Below are 23919 nucleotides of genomic sequence, written 5' to 3'. Positions count from 1 at the left end.
GCACTTTTGCAAAAAGTTCTTGTAAAAATTCGACTTTATTACACAAATAGTTTGACTAATTTTATAAAAGTCTATAATGTGCTAAGAAAAAGGAGAAGCTAAATTTGAATTTCAAATTTAACTAAAATTCAGATGAGAAAAAAATTTTTAATTGTAACTAGTTTATCAGTAGGTACAGCAATCACTGCAGTTGCAGCAATTGCTTGTGAACCTATAGACCAACCAATAAGACAAGATATTGCAGAAAATAAATTGAAAAAAATAGTTATGGATTTAAGTAACAAGGGTTTTTCTGTTAGAGATAGAGATGATCTAGAAATTGTTAAAGCTAAATTTGAAGCAATCACAAGCGATTACAAAAATAAATTACTGAATTTAATATCTAAGACTGAAATAAAACGCTTTACAGATTTACTAGATCAAGCAGAAATAACTAATGTTAAGGTTACTAATTGAAGAGAAGATGATATTAGTTTAAAGTTATCGCTTTCTTATACAGAAAATGGTGTTACTGCGGCTAACGATGTAAATATTCACATATGATATTTTGAACTTAAAGATAACGAAATTCTTGAAAGATTTTTAATTTCTGAATTAAAGAAATTTACTGATAGAGAATTAAAAGCAGATTCTTCTAATAAGCAATTACTATCTCCTAAAAGTGATATTAATTCCCTAGAATCTTGAAACAATAATACAGTTGGCGAAGCAGTTTCAATTAGAAAAGATATAACCGTAACAGTAACAAAAACCACAAGCGATACAACAGAAGGATCTGCATTTTTCAGAATTACACTTGAAAAGTCTTATCTGAAAAAAGAAAAAATTATTAAGGTCAATGGCTTTAAAATAAAAGTTTTAAATGCTGATGAAAAAGCTATTGAAACAACAGTAAATAACTTCACCTTAGAAAAAGCGACTTTGGATCGAGGGAATATATATTTTCCAAGAAGAAGCCGTTGAATTGATGATGGCTATTATGATCAACCCAATCCGCCAGTTAAAAGTGGCATCGATGATTTTACTAGAGATCCTGAAAAGTGAGCATTAGTAAGTTCGAACTCTCACCTACGTGCAGGCGCTTTTAAACCATCTATTTTAGATAATAAAAAATTTGAAGAAAGTCAATATTTTGAAAAAGAAACTTATAAGTATTTACAAGCAAGAATAAAAGAAAAAGCCGAAATTAAACTTGAAGAAGGAGTAACTGGAGAAGTAAAAGTTGTTAAAGCAGATGACATAAACGGAGAAGTAATTGTTTCAATTACTTTTGTAAAAGGTGAAGCCAGATCCGAAGAACATCAATTAACTATCGATAACTTTTTAGAAAAATGAGAACTTATTGATATTGCTTCTGAAGTTTATAATACTTCATTAAAAAAATGAAATGAGCAAGACAAAATCACTAAACCTGCTTTTACAAACAAGCAAGCGGCTAATAAATATATCGAAACTTTACAAAAAATTTTCGATGATAAAACAACATATGCAAATGATGTCAAATTAAAACTTGAAGTCGATTTAACTAAAGGTGGAATTGATTATAAAAATCAAAAAATCTATCTTTTAGGTACATATAGCATTGGAGATTTAGTTTTAGAAACAACAGAAGTTGTTCTAGAAGGTTTCAACGATAAACCATCTGAAGAGAGCAATTTAGTTTTAACGGCTTATAACGACTTTAATAAATTTAATTATCAAGTTAGAGAACCTAAAGAAACTGAAAAAGTTGATGCTAAATGAGTTGCTAGTTTACAAGATATTGATACCATTGAAAAACTAAACGACAAACTACCTGAAGATCAAAAAATAAGTTGAACTAATCAGGATAAAGGTGTTGAAGTTGAAGTCAAAATTATTGACTTTTCAAACAAAGATGGCTCATTAACTTTAGAGTTATTCTTTAAAAAAGGTGACATCAAATCAGAACCTATAAAAATTAATTTATCAGGATTTTTAACTGAAAAACAAGTTTTAGATAATGCTGTAGAAGTCTTTAAACATGCTCTGGATAAAGATAAAAATGGTGAAAATAAATATGAAGAACGCATGAAAAATTTTGTTCTATATTTAAAATCCAATGCTAGAGATACTCTAGATGATCAAGGTCTTTTACAGATGGTTGCTTACCAATCATATGTTAGCAATTTATTAAATTATGGAGATGGGCCTGCTTCTATTAAAGGTTTAAGTAAGCTTGCAAATGGTGCAACTATAGTCTTTAAAGATGGTGGACTTTCAGGTGAATGAGAATTCACTGTTCATTATGGTGGTTTAATTTCTGAAGTTTTCAAACTAAATATTCCACATCCTAAAACGCAAAATATTTAGTTTTTAAGAAATAAAAATAGCCAAGATTTAATTGTAATATTAGATGCAATTTTAAAAAAAACAAATAGCAATTTTCAAAAATTGGAAAATTGCTATTTTTGTGATCTTGATTTTTCTATAGATTTAATCTCTATCAAAAATAAATTTTGTTATAGCACTTTTCTAGAAGTTATCGTAAAAAATACAGTTTTGGACATAAATAAGGGTTATAACGTTATAAAAGATTATAATATATTTATATAAAATAAGGAGTTGCTAAATTTGCTTTACAAATTTAGCTGATATTAAGATGAGAAAAAAATTTCTAATTGTAACTAGTTTATCACTTGCATCAGTAGTTACTGCAACTGCAGCAATTGCTTGTGCACCTATTGATCAATCAATCAAACAAGATCAAGCAGAAGAAAAATTGAAACAAATAGTTAATGAACTAACTAACAAAAGTTGAACTGCTAATGTAAAAGATGAAGTTGATGTTGTCAAATCTCAATTTGAATCAATCGCAAGTGATTACAAAAACAAATTATTGAATTTAATTTCTGATGGTGATTATTTAGGTTATTTACTGGGTGGTATAAAGATAACAAAGATGGAAGTTGCTAACGCAAGTGAATATGTTATCAATTTAAAACTGTCATTTTCTTATGAAGAAAATGGCGTTGTTGCAACTAGAGAAGGGTATTTAAATATTGTTAATTTTGCGCTCAAAGACTGAGAAAGAGTGGCAAGATTTTTAAGTACTGAAATAGAAAAATTTACTGATAGAAAACTAAAAAAAGATTCTTCTAATAAGCAATTACTACCTGCTAAAAGCGATATTAATTCACTAGAATCTTGAAATAATAATACAGTTGGTGAACCTATTTCATTTGATAAAGATATCAATGTAACAATAACAAGAACACAAAGTGATACTGCAAAAGGTATTTCAGTTTTTGAAGTTAAACTTGAAAAATTAGGTCAAATACGAGAAAAAACTATCAAGGTAAGAGGCTTTAAAACAAAGTATTTAGACAGAAATGAAAAAGCTGTTGAAGCAACTGTAAATAATTTTATTTTAACAAAAGCAACCTTAGATCGAGGTGACATATATTTTCCCGAAGGAATGATACATGATTGAAATGGTACACGTAAAAGCCACAGCAATGAATTTAGAATAGATCATGAAAAATGAGCAAAAGTAAATTCTAATTCACACCTAAGAGCAAGTGCTTTTAAACCAACTATTTTGGATAATCAAAAATTTGAGCAAAGTCAATATTTTGATCACGATGCTTATAAGTATTTACAAGCAAGACTATTAGAAAAAAATAAAATTAAACTAGAAGAAGGTGTAACTGGCGAAGTAAAAGTTATTAGTGCTGATGACATCAAGGGTGAAGTTATTATCTCAATTACTTTCGTAAAAGGTGAAGCTAGATCTGAAGAAAAATTAGTAACTATCAGCAACTTTTTAAGCAGAAGAGAACTTGTTGGCATCGCTTTTGATACTTATTATGAGTCATTAAAAAAATGAAATGAACAAGACAAAATCACTAAACCTGCCTTCACTAATAAAGAAACTGCTAATAAATATATTGAGACTGTGCAAAAAATCTTTGATGACAAAGTAGCAACTGCAAACAATGTTAAGTTAAAACTAGAAGTTAATCCTACCAAAGGTGGAATTGATTATAAAAACCAAAAAATCTACCTTCTAGGTACATACAGTATTGGCAATTTAGTTATTGGCACAGAAGAATTAGTTTTAGAAGGTTTTAACGATAAATTATCTGATGATCATAATTTAGTTTTATTTGCTTATAACGAGTTTAATAAATTTGATTATCAAGTCAGAGAACCTCAAAAAGATGAAAAAGTTGATGCTAAATGAGTTGCTAGTTTACAAGATATTGACACCATCGAAAAACTAAATGACAAGTTACCTGAAGGGCAAAAAATAAGTTGAACTAATCAGGATAAAGGTGTCAATGCTGAAGTAAAAACTATTGACTTTTTAAATAAAGAAGGCTCAGTAACTTTAGAATTGATCTTCAAAAAAGGTAATGTCAAATCAGAACCTATAAAAATTACCTTATCAGGATTTTTAACTGAAAAACAGGTTTTAGATCAAGCTGTTGAAGTTTTTAAACACGCTCTCGATCATGATAAAAACGATAAAAACCAATATGAAGACCGTATAAAACACTTTGTTTTATATTTAAAATCTAATCCTAGAAATACTTTAGATGATCAAGGCCTTTTACAGATGGTTGCCTACCAAGCCTATGTAACAAATTTATTAAATTATGGAGATGAGCCTGCTGGCATTAAAGGTCTATCAGAACTTACAAACGGAGCAACTCTAATTTTTAAAAATGGTGGACTTGCTGGTGAATGAGATTTTGTTGTTCATTATGGAAGCTTAGTTTCTGAAACATTTACATTAAACATTCCTTATGCACAAACACAAGATCTTTAGTTTTTAAAAACTAAAAGCAAGCAAAAACAGAAGGCGAAAACCTTCTGTTTTTTACATTTTTGATAACTACAGCAAAAAATTATGCTGTTTTTAAAAGATTGATTTATTCATGGCATCAAAAAATATTTTGCTGTTAACAAAATCTTCAAAATAAAAATTATTTCTTGTTCTTTAAAATCTCCAAAATCTGGTCAACTGCTTTCTTAACATCTGCTAGGTCTTTAGAGTTTTTATCAATTTTCTCATTAAGTTCATTATAGTTTTTGTCTATTTTCTGATTAAGTTCATCATATTTTTTATCCATTTTTTTGTCAAGCGCATTTATTGATGCGTTAAATTCTTCTCGAAGTTCTTCTTTTAGTTTTTGATTTCCTGCGTTAAATTCTTCTCTCAGTTCTTCTTTTAGTTTCTTGTTACCTTCGGCAAACTCTTCTCTCAGTTCTTCTTTTAGTTTCTTGTTACCTTCGGCAAACTCTTCTCTCAGTTCTTCTTTTAATTTTTGGTTACCAGCATTGAACTCTTCACGCAACTCCTCTTTTAATTTTTGGTTACCTTCGGCAAACTCTTCTCTTAATGTTTGACTATTGGTAGCCATTTCTTCTCTTAAGTCAGTTTTGATTGAATCAGCATATTTTTTTCATTCAGGTTCATCACCATTACCTGGTTTTGTTCCACCACCAGTTTTTCCTCCTCCATCAATATCGATAGGTAATTTTTCTTCAGGTTCTCTAAATTCACCAAATACTTCAGAAACAATACGAAGTTGCTTGCGATCAGAACTAAATTCTTCCTTGACATCGCCTTCTCGAAGATCATAATCAACTTTGCGAGTTTTAATAGTTTCATTAAATCTTTTTGGAGTAAATTTCTTAGGATTTTTTTCTTCATTCTTTTTCATTATTTAATTATATCTAAAATATTTTGCTTTAAATTAAGGAATTTCAAAAAACTGTTTTTGACTTTAATTTTAAGGCAAAAACAGTTTTTGAAAGATAATCAAATAAATTATAAATTATATGTTTTGAACTAGATATTTTTATAATCTGCAAGTCTTATTATGACTATGACAAATTTCAAAATAAGACGATTAAATCTAACAAAAATGCTACTTTTATTAGAAAAAATCTAAAAAAACAGAAGGTCAAAAACATTCTGCTTTTGATTTTAAAAGTAAAACTTTTACACTAATAATTCAGAAATATCTTCACCTAAATCATTTAATCTAGGTACATCAAAATTTTTAGCAATTAAGTTTCCTGAAGTCATCATTCCAGTCACAGTTGGTAAAACTTTAGGATTTTTAAAAGCTTTTGAATAAATAGTTAATGGCAACAATTCACGAGTATGATTAAAACCTGGATAAGCAGGATCATTGCCATGATCACTAGTAATAATTAACAAGTCATCTTCAGTTAAAGCATTCACTAATTTTGCTAATTTAATATCAAAATTAGTAATATTTTGCCCATAACCATCCACATTACGTCGATGTCCGTAATGTGAATCAAATTCAACTAAATTAGTGAAAATCAGTTGTCTTTCTTTACCTTTTTCCATCGCTAGATCGATAGTTATATCCATCCCGACATTGTCACTGCCGCTAGGAATGTGCTTACTAATTCCTGAAGCAACGAAGATATCATTGATTTTTCCAACAGAAATAACTTCAACACCATGTTCAATTAAGTTATTTAAAATAGTGCGAGGTGGCACGTTGGCATAGTCATGGCGGTTGAAAGTTCTTGTGTATTTACCATTATCACCAACATAAGGGCGAGCAATAATTCTTCCTACATTTCATTCCGGTCTTGAAGAGCAAATGGCTCTAGCTTTTTTACTATATTCATATAGTTTATCAAGGCCGATTCAGGCTTCATTAGCACAGATTTGTAAAACAGAATCAAAAGATGTATAGACAATCACAGCGTTATTGTCTCTTTCTTCATGGGCTAGTTCATCAATGATTTCAGTTCCTGAAGCAGACTTATTTCCTACAATTTTTTTATTATCAAAAGCTTTTGATAATTCATCAATTAACTCTTTTGGAAAACCGTTTTCAAAAAAAGTTGGAAATGGTTTTTCAGTTTTGACACCCATCATTTCTCAGTGTCCTGCTAAAGTATCTTTAGCATTGGAAATTTCTTGCACAGGCATGACATAAGCAGAAGGCTTTTTAACTTTTCACTTATGGTCTAAATTAGCAATGTTACCAATCCCCATTTTTTTTCATTCATTAATTTCAAAAAGATCAGAAGTTGCTGCACTTTTAAAAGTGTTAGCACCTTCATCACCAAAAGCTTTTTGATCTTCATCAGCACCAATTCCTAGTGAATCAGTGACGATCATAAAAACACGTTTAAATTTTTTCATATATTATTCCTTTCAAATTTAGGTTAGAAATTAAATTCATGTTCAATTTTACTCTGCAAAATTAAAATTTATCAATATAATAAAAGTTAATGCAAAAACCTGAAAAAAAACCGAAAGTAAGGCCGAAATTTAAGGATTTTTGGCAAGTTTTCTACTTTATTCAAATAGTTACCTTCCTAGGATTTGGTGGAGGTAATGCTTTAATGCCAATTATTAGAAAGTATAGTGTCTTAAAGTTTAAGTGATTAAGTGAAGAAGAATTTGATAAGTTATTAATCGTTGCCAATATGTTGCCTGGACCTAGTGTCTTACAGGCTTTAACTTATATAGCAAGTATTAGGCTCGGTAAAATTAATGCGATCTGATTTGTTTTAATTGCAGTTTTACCCCATGTTTTACTTGCAGTTTTAGTTTTTTATTTATTTCAATTTCTACCTCCACGCTACTTATTTGTCGTTAATTTAGGGGTGTTGAGCGCAATTATTGCGACCTTAATTTTGTTTGGTTGAAGGTATTTAAAAATGTCTCATAAGGAATTAAGTATTCCTTTATGAGTCTCTTTATTTTGCTTCACGATCGTTTTTGCACTCTTTATTCCAGCACCTTATAATATCGCTGCAATTGTAATGGTTGGCTTAATTGCAGTCGTTTTTGTGATTGAATTTGTTCGGCAAAGAAAGCTAAAAAAACAACAAAAAACTGAAAAAGAAAGTAAGGATAAATAATGTTTATTGCTTTACTAGTTTCTTTACCTTACACAGTTTTTGTTTCCTTAGTAGTTTTTGGTGGTGGGCAAGTTTTTATGCCAATGTTTCAAAATATGTGAAACTTTCTGGCATCAACTTTTAATATTCCAATCGACCCTGAAACTATTAATAATATCTTTGTAGTTGGTAATTTAACGCCAGGAGTTTTTTCTACTCAGCTTAGTATTTTCACAGGTATTTTAATTTCGCAAGGACAATGATGGGGCTACTTAGCCATGTTTTTGACCTATGCAGTCTTTGTTTTACCAGCGACAATTATCATGATTATTTCGATGGCAATTGTTAAAAAAATAGAACATAATAGGTTCTTAGTTTTATCAATTAAATACATGAAACCAGTGATAGCAGGAATCATTATTGCTTTAGTTATTCAGTTATTAATCGGTTTACTATTACCTTTTGTTTCTTTCAACAAAAGCATTGATCAATATATAGTTTATAAAGATCCTAGCAATTTAAATAGCGATGCTAGTTTCTTTGTTGGTTGAAGACTTTATGTCTTACCTGTTTATTTAATTTTAGCAATTGGTGGTTCATTATTGATAAGTGGTAAATATAAAAAACACTTATTAATTAGTATTTTTTATTCACTTGCATTAGCCTTTTTATTTTTCCAACCATGGCTCGCCTAATTATTCGAATCGGTTTTCATTTTAATGAAACCGATTTTTCAATTTGGATTTAGTGAAGATAGAAGTTCAAAATTGAATTGTTAATTAGAAAATTTGTAAAGATAAAATCAGAGTAAAAAAATAAGTTTTTTGTATAATTATTTAGTGCGTTTACGTATGCAGTTAAACCCCCACATTAGTGTTAAAGCTATCATTTAGTACGCCCCATTGCCGTGATAGAAGTTGCTAAAGAACATAAGATATGAGATAGAGTTTTATAAGACTGGCTAACTAGTATGTTCTCAAGTGTTGGAATGGGTTGTCATCAAAGCGGCAGAGAAAAAGAGTCTTCGGACTCTTTTTTATTTGCTAAAATATAACAACAATGAATAACAATGACCTTAAATTATTAAGACCATATATGATAAAGAATAAGTATTTTTTCAAAAATTTAATGAATATATCTGTTGAAAATGTTCATCCCATAATTGTTTTTGTAGGAAAAAATCATTATTATTTTATGGCACTACAAAGTTATAAAGACAAGCACAAAAATATTGCTTACAATCTAAAAAAAATCATCTTGGAAGGACAGGGCGAAGGCTACCAAATGTCTATAAAGAGTATAATAGATAATGATGTAATTTATAAGGTGGAGAAGAATTTGTTAAATAAAAATGTTTTCTCAGAACAAAAAACAAAAGTAAAACTAATTAAGAGTATAGAAATAAAGCAAATATTTGATGATCTATCGAAAAGGTTGTTAAAAACACCACCTGAGATTGCACTTGCAGAAATAACATTAAATAAGTATAAGAATACTGAAACCAAAATTATTTACGCAAGCAATAGTGTAATGGAGTTATATAAAAATGCTTATGTCAATCACCCTGAGTTTTCGCTAAGCTACCTAAGAGATTTTGAATTTATGTTTTCAGAAAAACAAGTTTCTAAAAATTTTATTAATCACCCAACTATTCAACAAAGTGAATTAGTAAAAGAATTAGAAGACCTAAAATCAATGTTTGTGTGAAATATTCAAGAAATTATAAATTCTAATTTATCAGTTGATTTATCCAAAATAAAGCTATATAAATTTAGACATAAGCTTGATCTAGGAGCTTTAAATGAAAATGGAAATAGTCTAGGGATGAAATAAGTAAAAAGTCAAATAAAAAGTTTACTTATTTTATACTTTTTGAATAACCATTTAATTCAGACAGGCTTCAAGAACTCCCCACTACTGCTTTACTCCTTAAATAATTAAGTGATTTATTAAAAATATTTAAAACTTCTCAAAATTTTGTATAATTATATAGCATAGGTTATTCAAAAGAAAACTTATTTCATAACTATATGCACATTTAAACCCCCACATTAGTGTTAAAGCTATCACATAGTACGCCCCATTGCCGTGATAGAAGTTGCTAAAGAACATAAGATATGAGAAAGAGTTAATTTATTAACTGTCTAACTAGTGTGTTCTCAAGTAGTGGATTGGGCTGTCAATAAGCGGCAGAGAAAAAGAGCCTTTTTAGGCTCTTTTTTATTTTTCTTTTAGTAAGATTTTTTTTGTATTGATCAAGTAGAAATCTCCTTAATCAACTTTGAAAATTTGATCTTTTGGATTTACAAATTTATATTCTAGATCCAAAATATTTTTGTATTTTGACTCATCGAGTAAGATTAAAATTAAATCAGTTTTTTCAACTTTAGATTTTAAATAATCTAAATTATATGCACCAAGAAGCTGACCTTGTTTAACATGATCATCTTGTTTTACAATTGTTTTAAAACCTTTACCTTTTAAATTAACTGTGTCAATTCCAATGTGCAATAAAAATTTAATTTCATCTTTTGTGGTAATTCCATAAGCATGTTTTGAATCCATGACAGTTTCTAAAATACCATCTACAGGTGAATAAATTTTTATTACTCCACTTTTTTCTGATGGTGTAATTACAATTACTTGACCAAGTAAACCCTTTGAAAATACACCATCATTCATTTCATTTAAATGTCTAATATTCCCTAAAATAGGGCTTTTTACAACTAAAGGAGTTTCTAATTTTTCAATTTTATTTAATTGATTTTCTGATTTAGTAATTTCAATTTTTTCATTACTTTCTAGTTTATTAAATTTATCAGGGTTAATTTTATATTCATCTTTATATTTAGAAATTTGCGAATTAAGTGGTGCAGCACTAGGACCAAAAATTGCTTGTACATGATTATCACCAATTATTTGAACACCAAATGCTCCTGCTTCTTTTAATTTATCCTGAGAAACTTTCTTAGTATCTTTAACATCATAACGAAGTCTTGAAGCGCAATTTTCATAAACAAAAATATTTTCAAAACCACCCATACCATCAATTATTTTCATTAATTTAGGATCTAATTTTTCAGGATCATTTTTAGATTTTTTATTTTTAAAATCAGCCTTAGAAAATAATTTAATGTTATCTCCCCTTCCTGGAGTTGCTAGATCTTTTCATTTAATATAATAGTAAAAAATGAAATAGTATAACGGTCCATAGCCTAAGCCAACAACATATGCTCATCAAAAATTAGTACCCTTTTGAACAGGTATAATTCCATAAACAATCATGTCAATTATGCCACCTGAAAATGATCTAGCTAAATGAACTGATAAGACATTCATTAGTAAAAATGATAAGCCTTCTAAGAAAGCGTGAACACCTCAAAATAAGAATGAACTTAAGAATAAAAAGGTGAATTCAATAGGCTCAGTTATACCTGTTAAAAAACTAGTAAAGGCAGCAGGTAAAGTTGCTGACATAGCAATTTTACGTTTATCTTTTGGTGCAGCCATAACCATTGCAAATGCTGCAGCAGGTAAGCCTACTTGCATAACTGTAAAACTGCCTTGTAAGAATCTTCCTACCCTTGTATTAAAATGATTTTGAATGAAAGCATAAATTTCTAAGGTCTGATTTTCGCCATTTGCTCCTATTCTAAAAGTGACTGTGTTAAAGGTTTGTTTCACAACTTGCAAGGAAATTGTTGAATCACCTTGTCAAACATTTTGTTCGTTTTCTAATGATCAAATTCAATGCTGAACACCACTTCCATTTTGCTGAGCAACAACCTGAGCATTGGTTAAAGGATCAATAATGACATTGCCTGCATTAATAAAATTAACATATTGTGCTGATAAGTCACCTCCTACTTGTGTATATCAAAGTGCTGAATAAAAAACATGGTGTAAACCAAAAGGAACTAGCGATCTAGCAACATAACCATAGATAAAACTATCGATATAGACAGCTTTTGATAAGGCATCACCAAAAACTGCTAAGCCCTGACCTAGTCAAGGTCAAAAAATTAAAAATATGAATGCTAAAGGCACCATTGCTAGAACAGAAATAATTGGAATAAATCTTTTTCCTGCAAAGAAATTAAATACTGCTCAAAATTTAATTGCATTGAACTTACGATATAAAAATGCAACAATTAAACCAATGATAATTCCACCAAAAACTGAAGTCTGTAAGGACTTAAAGCCTAGCGAATCCCCGACAATTCCTTTCATAGCAGAAGGGTCTCTTCCTGATAGAGCACCATTAGTTCATAAGATGTCATAACCAATTAACGTTTTAATTGTATGGGTTTTGGTTGTACCATCTGTTAGTGTTTGAATTGCTTTTGTTTCCGTATTTATGGGATAAATAAATGCCTGTTGAATATTGACAAAAACTAAATAAGCAATGATAACACTAAAGACAGCAACACCTGCATCATCTGCAAAAGCAATTACAAAACCTGCAGCAAATAATAGTGGCAAGGCACCAAAAACTGGATTACCAATTGCTTGTAAAAAATTACCAAAAACTTTTAAACCATTTATTCCATTTGCATTAGAAGCAATTGCTGCACCAATACCTAAAAATAGACCTGCAACAGACATGATTGCAATAGGTAGTAAGAAAGCACCAGAAAGTTTTGATAGTAGTTTGCGACCTTTTCCACTATTATGGTTTGCCTTGCCCTTTGGTCTTGCAAAAAGTTTTCATTTGTGATCTTTTAATTTATTTTTTAAAGAAAATAAATTAATTTTGTTGACTTGTAAAAATTGCAATTTTTGCTCCTTTCTAAATTAGATAGAAAATAAAAAATAAATTTAAAGTCATATTAAAACTGCTATTTTTAGTAAATAGAAAAACGATTTATGGAGTGAGTTTTGTAAAGCTAAAAATAATGAAATTTCCTATTATAATAATTATATTAATTTGTCAAAAATTACTGAAGTAATTAATGATTTTTTAGAGGCTAAATTTATTCCCTAAATCTAAAAGATAATTTGAATTTAAATGAATACTTTTTCAAATTAAGATGCCTTAATTTCAAAAAGATGACTTCATGTTTTAATAATGCAAATATTTTTAGTATGTGTTTTTACTAAATAAAATAGTTTTGAACAAATATATTTAAACAATCTAGAAATAACTTAAAAGAGCCGTTTTTAGGGCTTTTTAGACATTATTTAAATAATTGATATCTTTCATTATTGGCATTGATTTATTATTTTAAAACTTGAAAAAATTAAAAAGATGATTACATAATTTGGAAATAAAAAAACGAACCCTATTAAAAAGATTCGTTTATGTTTTGAAATTAAGTTTTATTCAACTTTGAAAATTTCATCATTTTGATTTACATTTTCAAGTTTTAAATCTTTCATTTCTTTGTGTTCCGATTCATCAAGTAAAATCATGATTAAATCAGTTTTTGCAACTTTGGTTTTTAGGAAGTCAACATTGTATGCTCCAAGCAATTGACCTTGTTTAACTTGGTCACCTTGTTTTACAACTGTTTTGAATCCTTCGCCTTTTAAGTTAACTGTATCAATTCCAACATGTAGTAAGAATTTAACTCCATCTTTAGTAGTAATTCCGTAAGCATGTAATGAATCCATAACAGTTTCTAAAGTACCATCAACTGGTGAATAAAGTTTAATTACACCTTTATCTTCGCTAGGAGTAATTACAACTCCATTACCAAGCAGACCTGCAGAAAAGACACCATCATTAATATATCCTAAATCATTAATAGTTCCTGAAATAGGCGCTTTAACTGATAAAGCAGGTACTAATTTGTTAGTAGTTGCACTAGTTGTTTCTGCTTTAGTTTCTTCAACTACTGGAGAAGCATCTGCTGCATAGTTTTTGAATTTTTCAGGGTTAGTTGTGTACTCTTCTTTATATTTATGAATTTGTGCATTAATAGGTGAAGCACTAGGTCCAAAGATCGCTTGAACGTGAGTTGAACCTGTAATCTGTACTCCAAAAGCCCCTGCTGCTTTAAGTTTTTCTTGTGAAACTTTAGATGTATCTTTAACATCGTAACGTAGTCTTGAAGCACAGTTTTCATAAACCATGATGTTTTCAAAACCACCCATTCCTTCAATGATTAACATTAATTTAGGATCTAAGTCACCTTTAGCAACTTTTGCTCCTTTTGATTTGTAATCATCTTTTGAGAATAACTTAATAGTGTCTCCACGACCTGGTGTTGCTAGATTTTTTCATTTAATGTAGTAGTAGAAAATGAAGAAGTAAGTAGGCGCAAAACCTAAACCGACAACATATGCTCATCAGAAATTAGTTCCTTTTTGTACAGGTAACATTCCGTAGATGATCATGTCGATAAATCCACCTGAAAATGACATTGCTAAGTGAACTGATAAAACGTTCAATAATAAGAAGGCAATAGCACATAAGAAAGCATGTACACCTCAGAATAAGAACGGACTTAAAAATAAGAAAGTAAATTCAATTGGTTCTGTTATTCCTGTTAAAAAACTTGTAAAAGCAGCTGGTAAAACTGCTGATAAAGCTAATTTACGTTTATCTTTAGGTGCAGCCATAATCATCGCTAATCCTGCAAAAGGTAAGCCCATCTGCATGAAGGTGTACTTACCTTGCATAAATCTTCCGACTCTAGTTGAGAATTGATCCTGAATGAAGGCATATAGTGGTAATGTCTGATTTTCAGTGCTTCCATTTAATCTAAAAGTAACATCATTAAATGTTTGTTTTACCACTTGCAAGGAAATAGTTGAATCTCCTTGTCAAACATCTTGCTTGTTAAGAAGTGAATAAACTCAATTTGCCACTCCACTTGCAGTACTTGCTTCTGAAGCAACAACAGCTGCATTTGTTGCGGGGTCAATAATTATATGACCTGCATTTGTAAAGTTAGTGTAAGCAGCTGATAAGTCCCCACCAACTTGTGTATATCAAAGTGCTGAATAGAAAACGTGGTGCAATCCAAAAGGTACTAATGATCTTTCAACATAACCGAAGATAAGACTATCTGCGTATGTTGCTTTACCTAAAGCTTCCCCAAAAGCGGCAAGCCCTTGACCTACTCAAGGTCAAAATATTAGAAATAGAAATGCTAAAGGCACCATTGCTAATACTGAAATAATTGGAATAAATCTTTTTCCTGCAAAGAAGTTAAAGACTGCTCAGAATTTAATTGCATTAAACTTACGATAAAGAAAAGCAACAATTAAACCGATGATAATACCTCCAAAAACTGATGTTTGAAGTGAGGTAAATCCAAGCGAAGAACCTACTAGTCCTTTCATGGCGACAGGGTCACGACCACTATCTCCCCCGTTATATCATAAGATATCGTAACCCGTTAGGGTTTTGATTGTGTGTTCTTTAGTTGTTCCATCTGCTAGTGTTTCAATTGCTTTTGCTTCAGTATTTATAGGGTAAATAAAAGCTTGTTGTATATTAACAAATACTAAATAAGCAATGATGACACTGAAGACGGCGACACCAGCTTCATCCGTAAAGGCGATGACAAAACCAGCTGCGAATAGTAATGGTAAAGCACCAAAAACTGGGTTACCAATTGCCTGAATAAAACTTCCAAATGTTTTTAAACCTGCATTATCACCAGCATTTGAAACAATCGCTGCTCCAACACCTAGGAAAATTCCTGCAACTGACATAATGGCAATAGGTAGTAAAAAAGCACCTGATAATTTTGATAAGATCTTACGACCACGACCACTATTATGGTTTGCTTTGCCTTTAGGACGTGAAAATCATTTTCGTTTTTCTTTAGCAGGTTTTTCTGCTTGAGAAATCGAAGCTGACTTCATTCTTAAAGTTTGCATAATTTGCATTTTAATCCTTTCTTTTTTTATTAAAAAACTTCTAAGTTGTTAGAAGTAAATCCATTTTATCATAAATCCCGACCATTTGTCACTGCTTCTTCACAATGTGAAAAATTTTGCAGAATTTTTTTAAAAAAAATAATTAAAAACAGCAAGTGGTTTCACCTGCTGTTTATTATGCTACTTTTTTAGCCTTAAAGGTAGTCTTATCAATGGCGATTCGAATGTTTTCAATCGTATCTTGATCCTTCAATTTGTGATGCAAATTGATGATCAAGGTTTCACTATTATCATCAACAATTGTTGCTAGACTATCATGACTAACAAGGTATTGTTGATTCAAGAAAGTTACTCATTGTTCATCAATAAGACTATTTTTATTAACCAATATCTTTTGCAGATTTTTAGAACGCAAGGCTTTGTTGATTAATGCTAAAATATCATCTTCTTGCGAAAATGAAGCATCGCTTTGACTGCTTTTAATAATTGCATCTTGATTCTGACTAGCAGTTATTTCTTTATCAAAGTGGTCGCTAATTGCAACCGATGAAGCTACTAGTGAAGCAGAAGCAACTACTATGACAGCAAGTGTTATAAATAATTTTGTTCTGGCTCGCATGTTAATTTCTTGGTTAATTAGCTCTCGCCTTTTTCTCTTATCTTAATTATCTTAACACTAAAAAAGCACTCTTTTTTGAAATATATTAAATATCTTTTTTGAGTATTAAAAAACTGTTAAAAAACCAACTTTTTACTTTAGATTTATCTACCAGAAATTGCCTTATTAATTTTTTTAGAAAAAATCAAGTAAATTCCAAGGGGAATAATTGTAGCAATAACTGAACCTGCAGCTTGTAAGTTAATTAACTTAGAAAAACCTGTATCACCTAGGCTAAGAAATCAAATTGAAATTGTCTGATTATCAAAACTGCTTAACACAAATCTAGGTCATAAATAGTCATTTCAAGACTGCACTGAGGTAAAAACTGCTATTAAAAATCAGGCAAATTTGATTGAAGGAAAATAAACATAGGCAAATGATTCATATCATTTTAAATTATCCATTTTGGCTAACTTAATTTTTTTCTCTGAAATATTTTTAACTGCTGAATATAAATAATTAATCAAAAAGAATGAAAAAAAGCCGTTAATCATTAATGAAAAAATAAAAGGAAAGTTAATTAAATTAAACTGATTAGCAAATGTTTTTAAAGACAAATAAATTGTAATATCAGGTACTAAACTGATAAATATTAAAATTATGATAAAGGTTTTTCTAGTCAGATTTGTGACATTATTCAAACCAAAAGCAGCAAGCGTATAAATTAATAATCTTACTAAAACTAGGGAAACTAAAACTGCAACTGATAATCCAAAAGCATCTAAAAACTTTTGATCAACTATTTCTGAAAAATTTTCTCAATTGACTCCATCAGGTGTTAATGAAGCAATGCCACTAGTAATAAATGAATTGCTTGTTAAAGCAAGCACAATTAAATAATAAAGTGGAAACAAAATTAAAATTATAATGGCAATTATTAAAACATATTTAATAATTTCTTTTGAATAAAACTTAAACATGTTTCATTCCTTTTTTATTCGTAATTCATTTATGTTTTAAAAACATAAATGATCTTTTTAATAAGATAAAGATAAATTTTTTACGAACTATATAAATTAAAAAGATGATCATTAAAATGTAAACAAAAGCAATAAATGAAGCTGCATAAGCCATTTCAAAATTTATATTTATACTTCCATTAAGAGGTAAAAATAAATTATAAATAAAACTTGTAATTGTATGACCTCTAACAAGATCGAGATCGTTAAAATCAACAATTGCTGCAGGATACATTAAAGCAGCAAAAATGAAATTAGTGTAAATGATGTTAAAAAAGTTCTTCTTAATTTGAAAAATATAAACATTAAAAAATTTATCAACGATAGTTAACTTATCGTTTTTAAAATTCTTGAAATGAATTTCATTTACACGATTAAAAGTGAAGGTAAATAAAACTATATTAAAGGGTAATGATCTTCAAATCTGAAAAATTAAATAAACTCAAAGAATCGAAACTGAATTATCTGCAGTTCCAAAAGAGATATCTAAATTTAAAATGCTAGCCAAAATATTTTTTTCTCCAAAAAGCATAATAAATGAAGCACCGATTGCAAATGAAGAAATAAAAAATTGTGAATACAAAATAGTTGTAAAAACATTGATTGCAACTTTAATAATTATTGATGACAAAACCAGTGCAAAAACAATTCCCAAAAAAAGCGAAATAGGGGTTGCTACAAACATTAAAAAAGTTGAATTTTTAATGGCGTCATTAAAACTTTCACTTTCAATTACATCTTGAAAATTTTCTATTCCAGCAAAAGATTCTAATCTTGTGTGTGGCGGGTAAACATTAAAAGAATTTGAAAAAGTTACAAAAATTGGAACAATTGTAAAAATGATTAAAAGAATAAGTAAAGGTGCTAGCAAAACAAAACCTTTTCAATTATTTAAAAAGTAATTTTTAATTGCTTGCTTAAAAAAATTTGAATTAAATTTTTTAAGCATACACTCTATCACCTTTTTCATTAAAAACTAAAACTGAATCATTATCAATAATTAAATTGACTTTGTCACCTGCATTAAAAAGTCTTTTTTTGTCAAGTACAACTAGTGGTTTTTTATAATGATTTGAAAAAACTTCATAGTAAACATTTTCACCTATTTCTTTTTTAATAGTTACTAAATCATTTGGATTTTCATCATTTGAAATATGAATATTGTTTGAGCGAATAAAATATTTCTTACCAGTTTCTTCTTTTAATAAATTAATTTCTGGGTAACCAATAAATTTCGCAACAAATAAATTTGTTGGATTTGAATATAAATTTTGTGGTGTATCAAATTGCTGAACAACACCATCTTTTAAAACTAAAACATAATCTCCAACTATCATAGCATCTTGTTGATCATGTGTTACAAGGACAATACTTAAGTTAAATTGTTTTTGAATCTTAGTTAATCAAATTCTTGTTTTTTCTTTGATCTTAGCATCAAGTGCTGCAAAAGGTTCATCCATTAAAATAATGGATGAATTTTTTATAATTGCTTTCGCAAAAGCAACTCTTTGTCTTTGACCACCTGAAAGTTGCCCTGCATTTTTATTTAGAAATTCATCTATTTCTAACTTCTCAGTTATTTTTTTAATTTCCTTTTTAGCGATATTTTTGATTGAAAATTGTTTATATGTTGGTCTGAACTTTTTTATATCTTTGAAGAAAATTAATGTTCATAAAGACTTATAAATTAATCCTAATTTATAAGTTGTTCGTGACATTTGTTTCTTGTTTAAATTATTAATATTTATTAATTTATCGTATTGATTTTTTAAAAAATTATTTAGATATTGTTTATGAGTTTCTATAAAATTTTTATACTTTGAAATCAATCATGATTCAGAATTTTTAGCTGATAAAAAAATATTTCTGAAGGTACTAACTTGATCATATAAAACTGATTCTTGAGTTATGAAACTTAAGTCTTGGTTACTGTTTAAATTGATGTTTCCATTTTTATTTTTTAGAAACCCAGCAATTAGATTAAGTAGGGTTGTTTTCCCTGAACCAGAAGGTCCAAGCATTACTGAAATTTTATTTTTTGGAAAGCTTAATTTATCAATTTTCAAAACAATTTCCTTCTTATAAGAAAATTCTAAATTTTGAATTTCAATAATTGAGTCAGAAAAATTTTTCATTATTTAATTATGCTACCAAAATCACTTTTGTGAATTATAAAATTTGTAAATTGACCGATAGATAAATCGATTCCAGTAAGCGATAATTCTTTACTTGAAGTCAATATATTTTTAATTTCATGGTTATAGAAACCATCTTGAAAATTTAAAAAAATAGTTGTTGATTTTTTTATTAAATGCTGAGTTGAAGGTAACTTAACTTCAGATTGAATGTCAATAAAGGCATAGTCAATATTTACATTTTTATATTTTTCAAAATCAGTTATCTGATTTAAATAAAAAATATTTTTAAAATCATTTTGATTCAAAAAAACATCATCTAATTTTTTTGAATTAGAATTACTATCATCAACAAAAATATTAAATTTGCTTCAATCTAAACTTTCTTCGTTGGATAAAATATTTAGAAAAAAATATAAATCTTGCAGATTATCAGTTGAAGATATTAATAAATTTCCTGCACCTTTTACTCTTAAAATATTCAAAACTGATTGAACAGTTTTAATATACGCTTCTTTTTTGTCATCATAAATACTTAAATTAAAAAACATATAAACACCTCACAATAATATTTTTAATTTGCACTTTTTGAATTATAATTCAGCAATGACAGAAAAAAGAAAAATAGCTATTTTTCCTGGTTCCTTTAATCCCTTTCATAGGGGTCACTTTTTGATTTTAAAAAAAGCATTAAAACTTTTTGATTTCATTTATGTAGTTATAACTCAAAATCCTGATAAAACTAATTCTGATTATTTTGAACAAGCACAAAAAAATATTGAAAAATTAATTACTGATGAAAAACTTGAAAATGTAAAAGTCTTAATAAATAAAAATAAATTTACAGCTCACTTAGCCAAAGAATTAGGCGCAACTTTTTTAATTAGAAGTGCCCGAAATGTAATTGATTATAATTATGAAACAGAGTTAGCTGCTGGAAATAAAATGCTTAATAACGACTTAGAAACAATTATTATTTTTCCTGATTTTGAAGGAATTACATTTTCATCTACTCTTGAACGACATCAAAAATATTTAGACAAAAAAAATACGAAAAAGCCCTAAAACAGGCTCTTTTCGTATCATTTTATAATTATTTTTGTGGTGAAAATTCTTCATATTTTCTTTTGAAAAAGTTTTGAACATCTTCCATAGATAAAACTTCTTCAACTAAATAATCATCAAGTGGAACTAATTTTTCAGCTTCAAGTGAAACACTTATTAAAGTTTTTTTACTCTTATCTGAAAAGCGTAATTTAACGCTTTTTGATTCAAAAGGAATTGATAGTTTTTTAAAAACATCCTTAACAAAACTTAGTGCACTATTTTCTTTTTCGCCAACAATAAAACCACCGTTATATTGCTCTTTTATTAAATAATTAGCATATTGAACTGCCAGTCATTTTATTTGATAATAATCAAGTGCTCGTTCAAGGTCTTCAATTCAGTCAATTCTTTGTACTAAAAGAACAAGTAAAAATTCTTTTAAATCTGCACCCTGACTAATAAATTCAATAAATTTTCTAGGTGAAAGAATGTCTTTTAAAGTATCCATGCTATTAATAAAGTCATTAATTTGCAAGTTTTCTTTAACTTGAGCTAGGTTTCAATACTGATAAAAGTGGTATAAAAATGATGAACACAAAAAGTTAATTAGTTCATCCATATCAAAATTTTCATCTTCGGTATAGGTTGCCCACTCCATTAAAGAAATTCTTTGCATCGTATAAGTTGATGCATGTAAAGCAAGAATTTTGACTTCTGCTTCATGGCTTAATTTATTTTTCTTCACTACTAGAATCTTTCTATCTTTAAAATAATTTTAAAAGTTCAAAACTTTTAATTTGGATAATTAAAATTTTTAATTATCTTTTTTAGCATTAATTTCTGATGCTGCTTGTTCAATATTTTTGATAAGTTGTTTCATTTGATCTTCATTTAAAAATGATAATGATTGTCTTACATTTTCATTTAACGATTCAAGATCAAATCTTTTTAATGCTTCAAGATCTTCAACGGATAAAGTTAAAGTATTACCTGCTTGAATTTCTTGTGAAAGAACATTTCTTTCTCGGTAGGCTGCTTGTGGATTATTAAATAAATCAACGCAAGCATTTAAAGCAATTTGAATAATTAGAGCATCAAATTTCTTTGTACCTTCTTGGGTATAAATTTGGTATGGATTTTTTTGAGCATATTGTGCTAAGTTAGAATTTGTTCTTAATTTATCCATAGCATTAATATGATTTTGTCATAGGTGATCAAGTTGTTTTAAGATCTTACTTCTTTCTTCAACTAGAACATAACCTGCGCCATAATTTTCAGCAATATTAACTCTTAATTCTTCATATTCATCTTTTAAAATGTCGCTTAAATAATCAGCCATATCATCGATATGCATTGATCTTAATTTAGCTTCTTCAAATTTAAATTTACTTAAATTTAAGAACTGATTATTAATGTAATTAGTTAATTCAGAATAATTAATTTGACCTGTTTTTAAATAAAAAATAGGAAGCTTCAAAATATGATTTACACTACGATTAATCATGGCTTCAATTGTTTTTAATAAGTCATCTTGAGAAAGAATTAAATCACGTTGTGAATAGATTAAATCTCTTTGCTGTCTAATAACATCATCATAGTTTAAAACTGTTTTTCGAGAGTCAAAATTGAACCCTTCAATTTTGCGTTGTGCACGTTGCACAACTTGTAAAAGTTGCTTATCATCAATTGGTTTTGTACCTGCTTTGGCAAACATTGCTTTTCATTTATCTTGCACAGCAAAACGTAAAATTAATTGATCATCAAGTGATAAGAAAAATCTTGAATAACCAACATCACCTTGGCGACCACTACGACCACGAAGCTGATTATCTATTCTTCTGCTTTCTGCTTTTTCAGTTCCTAAAACATAAAGTCCACCAGCTTGCAATGATTTTTCATCAGGCTTAATGTCTGTTCCACGCCCTGCCATATTGGTTGCAATTGTGATTGCACCAAAGCGCCCTGCTTGCGAAACAATGTCTGCTTCAGAGGCATTTTGTTTAGCATTTAAAACAGTGTGAGGTAGCCCTGCATTTTTAAAAATTTCGTGCAGAATTTCAGATTGTTCAATTTGTTGTGTTCCAATTAATAGTGGTTGTCCTGTTTTATGAACTCTTTGAACTTCTTCTAAAATACCTTGATTTTTGCTTTGCATATCAAGATAAATTACATCATCATCATCCTTACGAACGATTGGTTTATTAGTAGGAATTACATTAACACGCATGTTATAAATGTCGATAAATTCTTGCTCTTCAGTTTTACCTGTCCCAGTCATACCTGATAATTTATTAAACATCCTGAAGAAATTCTGATAAGTAATTGTTGCTAAAGTTTTAGTTTCTGGTTCAATTTCGATTCTTTCTTTTGCTTGGATTGCTTGTTGCAATCCTTCTGAATAAGCACGACCTTCCATAACACGACCTGTAAAAGCATCGACTAGTTCAATTTTTTCATCTCGCACAATGTATTCAACATTAAGTGACATAATCTTATGAGCACGCAGTGCATTTTGAATGCGGTGCACCAGTTCTGAATTAGCAATGTCAAATAAATTATTTAAATTAAAAAATTTATTTGCTTTATCAATACCTGATTCAGTTAACTTAATAGTTTTTGATTCTTCATCAATTTCATAATCTTCTTGAGAAATTGTTCTAACAAATTGATCAGTTGATAAATACATTGAAGATTGATTTTTTTCTCCACCTGAAATAATCAAAGGTGTTTTAGCTTCATCAATCAAAATTGAATCAACTTCATCAATTAAAATATAGTTCAGCCCACGTTGCACTTTTTCTTCTAAACTACCAACCATGTTATCTCTTAAATAATCAAAACCTAGTTCAGAGTGAATTGAATAAGTCACATCACAAGCATAAGCTTGTCTTTTTAAAGTTGGGTTCATTTGTGGTTTATTAACACAGACACTAATTCCTAAAAAGTTATGTACTTCACCCATTTCTAAAGCATCACGTTCTGCTAGATATTCATTAACTGTTGAAACAATTACACCTTTTTTAGAAAGTGCATTTAAATAAACTGGAGCAATTGAAGTAATAGTTTTTCCTTCACCAGTTTTCATTTCAGCAACTGAACCTAGATCTAAAATAACTCCACCTAGCATTTGCACATCATAAGGAAACTTTCCTAAAATTCTTTTGGTTGCTTCACGAGCAGTCGCAAAAACTTCTGCTCTAATATGTTCTAACGTTTCACCTTTTTCAAGGCGTTCTAGGAAAATAGCAGTTTGTCCTTTTAATTCTTCATCACTCATGGCTGCAAATTTTTCTTTATATGAATTAATTCTCATTAATTCATTTTCAGCCACACGCATTTCAGTTGATTTAAAAACTTTGTTAAATGATTTTTTTAGATTTTCAAGCATATTAGTATTTTACTTTATAAAGAAAAAAGC

17 protein-coding genes are annotated in these 23919 nt (G+C 28.9%); 6 read left to right on the top strand and 11 right to left on the bottom strand.

What is annotated here, in order from left to right; genetic code table 4:
- Positions 1–132: 132 nt before the first annotated feature.
- Positions 133–2331, top strand: a complete 2199-nt coding sequence (locus tag CJF60_RS03385) for a lipoprotein 17-related variable surface protein (RefSeq protein WP_084232765.1) — start codon at positions 133–135, stop codon at positions 2329–2331.
- A 289-nt stretch (positions 2332–2620) separates the two neighbouring features.
- The gene (locus tag CJF60_RS03380; protein WP_084232764.1) at positions 2621–4792 is read left to right on the top strand and encodes a lipoprotein 17-related variable surface protein; all 2172 of its coding nucleotides are present in this window, start codon (positions 2621–2623) and stop codon (positions 4790–4792) included.
- 157 nt (positions 4793–4949) lie between these two features.
- On the opposite strand, the gene CJF60_RS03375 is transcribed toward CJF60_RS03380, so the two are convergent.
- Both CJF60_RS03375 and CJF60_RS03370 read right to left on the bottom strand, forming a co-directional pair.
- Positions 4950–5690 (bottom strand): hypothetical protein, encoded by a 741-nt coding sequence (locus tag CJF60_RS03375; RefSeq protein ID WP_095279141.1) that lies wholly within the window; start codon positions 5688–5690, stop codon positions 4950–4952.
- 281 nt (positions 5691–5971) lie between these two features.
- A complete protein-coding gene (locus tag CJF60_RS03370; protein ID WP_084232840.1) occupies positions 5972–7162 on the bottom strand; it encodes a phosphopentomutase in 1191 nt (396 codons plus the stop codon).
- Positions 7163–7251: 89 nt separating this feature from the next.
- Here CJF60_RS03370 and CJF60_RS03365 point away from each other — a divergent pair, with 89 nt between their 5' ends.
- From CJF60_RS03365 to CJF60_RS03355, 3 genes are all read left to right on the top strand, one after another.
- Entirely contained in the window at positions 7252–7887 is a 636-nt protein-coding gene (locus CJF60_RS03365) for a chromate transporter (protein ID WP_084232841.1), read from the top strand.
- Positions 7887–8561 (top strand): chromate transporter, encoded by a 675-nt coding sequence (locus CJF60_RS03360; protein WP_084232842.1) that lies wholly within the window; start codon positions 7887–7889, stop codon positions 8559–8561. The genes CJF60_RS03365 and CJF60_RS03360 overlap by 1 nt, the downstream gene beginning before the upstream one ends.
- A 364-nt stretch (positions 8562–8925) precedes the next feature.
- A complete protein-coding gene (locus CJF60_RS03355; RefSeq protein ID WP_143823426.1) occupies positions 8926–9699 on the top strand; it encodes an Mbov_0400 family ICE element protein in 774 nt (257 codons plus the stop codon).
- Between the two features lie 438 nt (positions 9700–10137).
- Here CJF60_RS03355 and CJF60_RS03350 read toward each other — a convergent pair whose 3' ends face one another.
- From CJF60_RS03350 to CJF60_RS03320, 7 genes are all read right to left on the bottom strand, one after another.
- Complete coding sequence (locus CJF60_RS03350; protein WP_095279139.1) at positions 10138–12642, bottom strand: PTS transporter subunit IIABC; 2505 nt, start codon at positions 12640–12642, stop codon at positions 10138–10140.
- A gap of 543 nt (positions 12643–13185) precedes the next feature.
- On the bottom strand, positions 13186–15708 hold the full coding sequence (locus CJF60_RS03345; RefSeq protein ID WP_234805272.1) for a PTS transporter subunit IIABC: 2523 nt from the start codon (positions 15706–15708) through the stop codon (positions 13186–13188).
- A gap of 166 nt (positions 15709–15874) precedes the next feature.
- A complete protein-coding gene (locus CJF60_RS03340; protein ID WP_084231925.1) occupies positions 15875–16318 on the bottom strand; it encodes a hypothetical protein in 444 nt (147 codons plus the stop codon).
- A gap of 143 nt (positions 16319–16461) precedes the next feature.
- Complete coding sequence (locus CJF60_RS03335; RefSeq protein WP_084231926.1) at positions 16462–17280, bottom strand: ABC transporter permease family protein; 819 nt, start codon at positions 17278–17280, stop codon at positions 16462–16464.
- On the bottom strand, positions 17273–18268 hold the full coding sequence (locus CJF60_RS03330; RefSeq protein WP_084231927.1) for a sugar ABC transporter permease: 996 nt from the start codon (positions 18266–18268) through the stop codon (positions 17273–17275). Before CJF60_RS03330 ends, CJF60_RS03335 begins: the two co-directional genes overlap by 8 nt.
- Positions 18261–19454, bottom strand: a complete 1194-nt coding sequence (locus CJF60_RS03325) for an ABC transporter ATP-binding protein (protein WP_084231928.1) — start codon at positions 19452–19454, stop codon at positions 18261–18263. The genes CJF60_RS03330 and CJF60_RS03325 overlap by 8 nt, the downstream gene beginning before the upstream one ends.
- Positions 19454–20005 (bottom strand): hypothetical protein, encoded by a 552-nt coding sequence (locus CJF60_RS03320; RefSeq protein ID WP_084231929.1) that lies wholly within the window; start codon positions 20003–20005, stop codon positions 19454–19456. Before CJF60_RS03320 ends, CJF60_RS03325 begins: the two co-directional genes overlap by 1 nt.
- 55 nt (positions 20006–20060) lie before the next feature.
- Between CJF60_RS03320 and coaD the strand changes: the two genes are divergently transcribed.
- Entirely contained in the window at positions 20061–20519 is a 459-nt protein-coding gene (gene coaD, locus CJF60_RS03315; RefSeq protein WP_084232051.1) for a pantetheine-phosphate adenylyltransferase, read from the top strand.
- Positions 20520–20547: 28 nt separating this feature from the next.
- Here the strand turns inward: coaD and CJF60_RS03310 are convergent, their stop codons facing one another.
- Both CJF60_RS03310 and secA read right to left on the bottom strand, forming a co-directional pair.
- On the bottom strand, positions 20548–21246 hold the full coding sequence (locus CJF60_RS03310) for a hypothetical protein (protein WP_084231930.1): 699 nt from the start codon (positions 21244–21246) through the stop codon (positions 20548–20550).
- A gap of 69 nt (positions 21247–21315) precedes the next feature.
- Complete coding sequence (gene secA / locus CJF60_RS03305) at positions 21316–23889, bottom strand: preprotein translocase subunit SecA (protein WP_084231931.1); 2574 nt, start codon at positions 23887–23889, stop codon at positions 21316–21318.
- Between the last annotated feature and the right edge of the window lie 30 nt (positions 23890–23919).

Source organism: Mycoplasmopsis agassizii (assembly GCF_002272945.1).
Lineage (GTDB): Bacteria > Bacillota_I > Bacilli_A > Mycoplasmatales > Metamycoplasmataceae > Mycoplasmopsis_B > Mycoplasmopsis_B agassizii.
The sequence above is the reverse complement of the archived record's forward strand: the minus strand, read 5'-3'. Positions and strand labels throughout refer to the sequence as shown.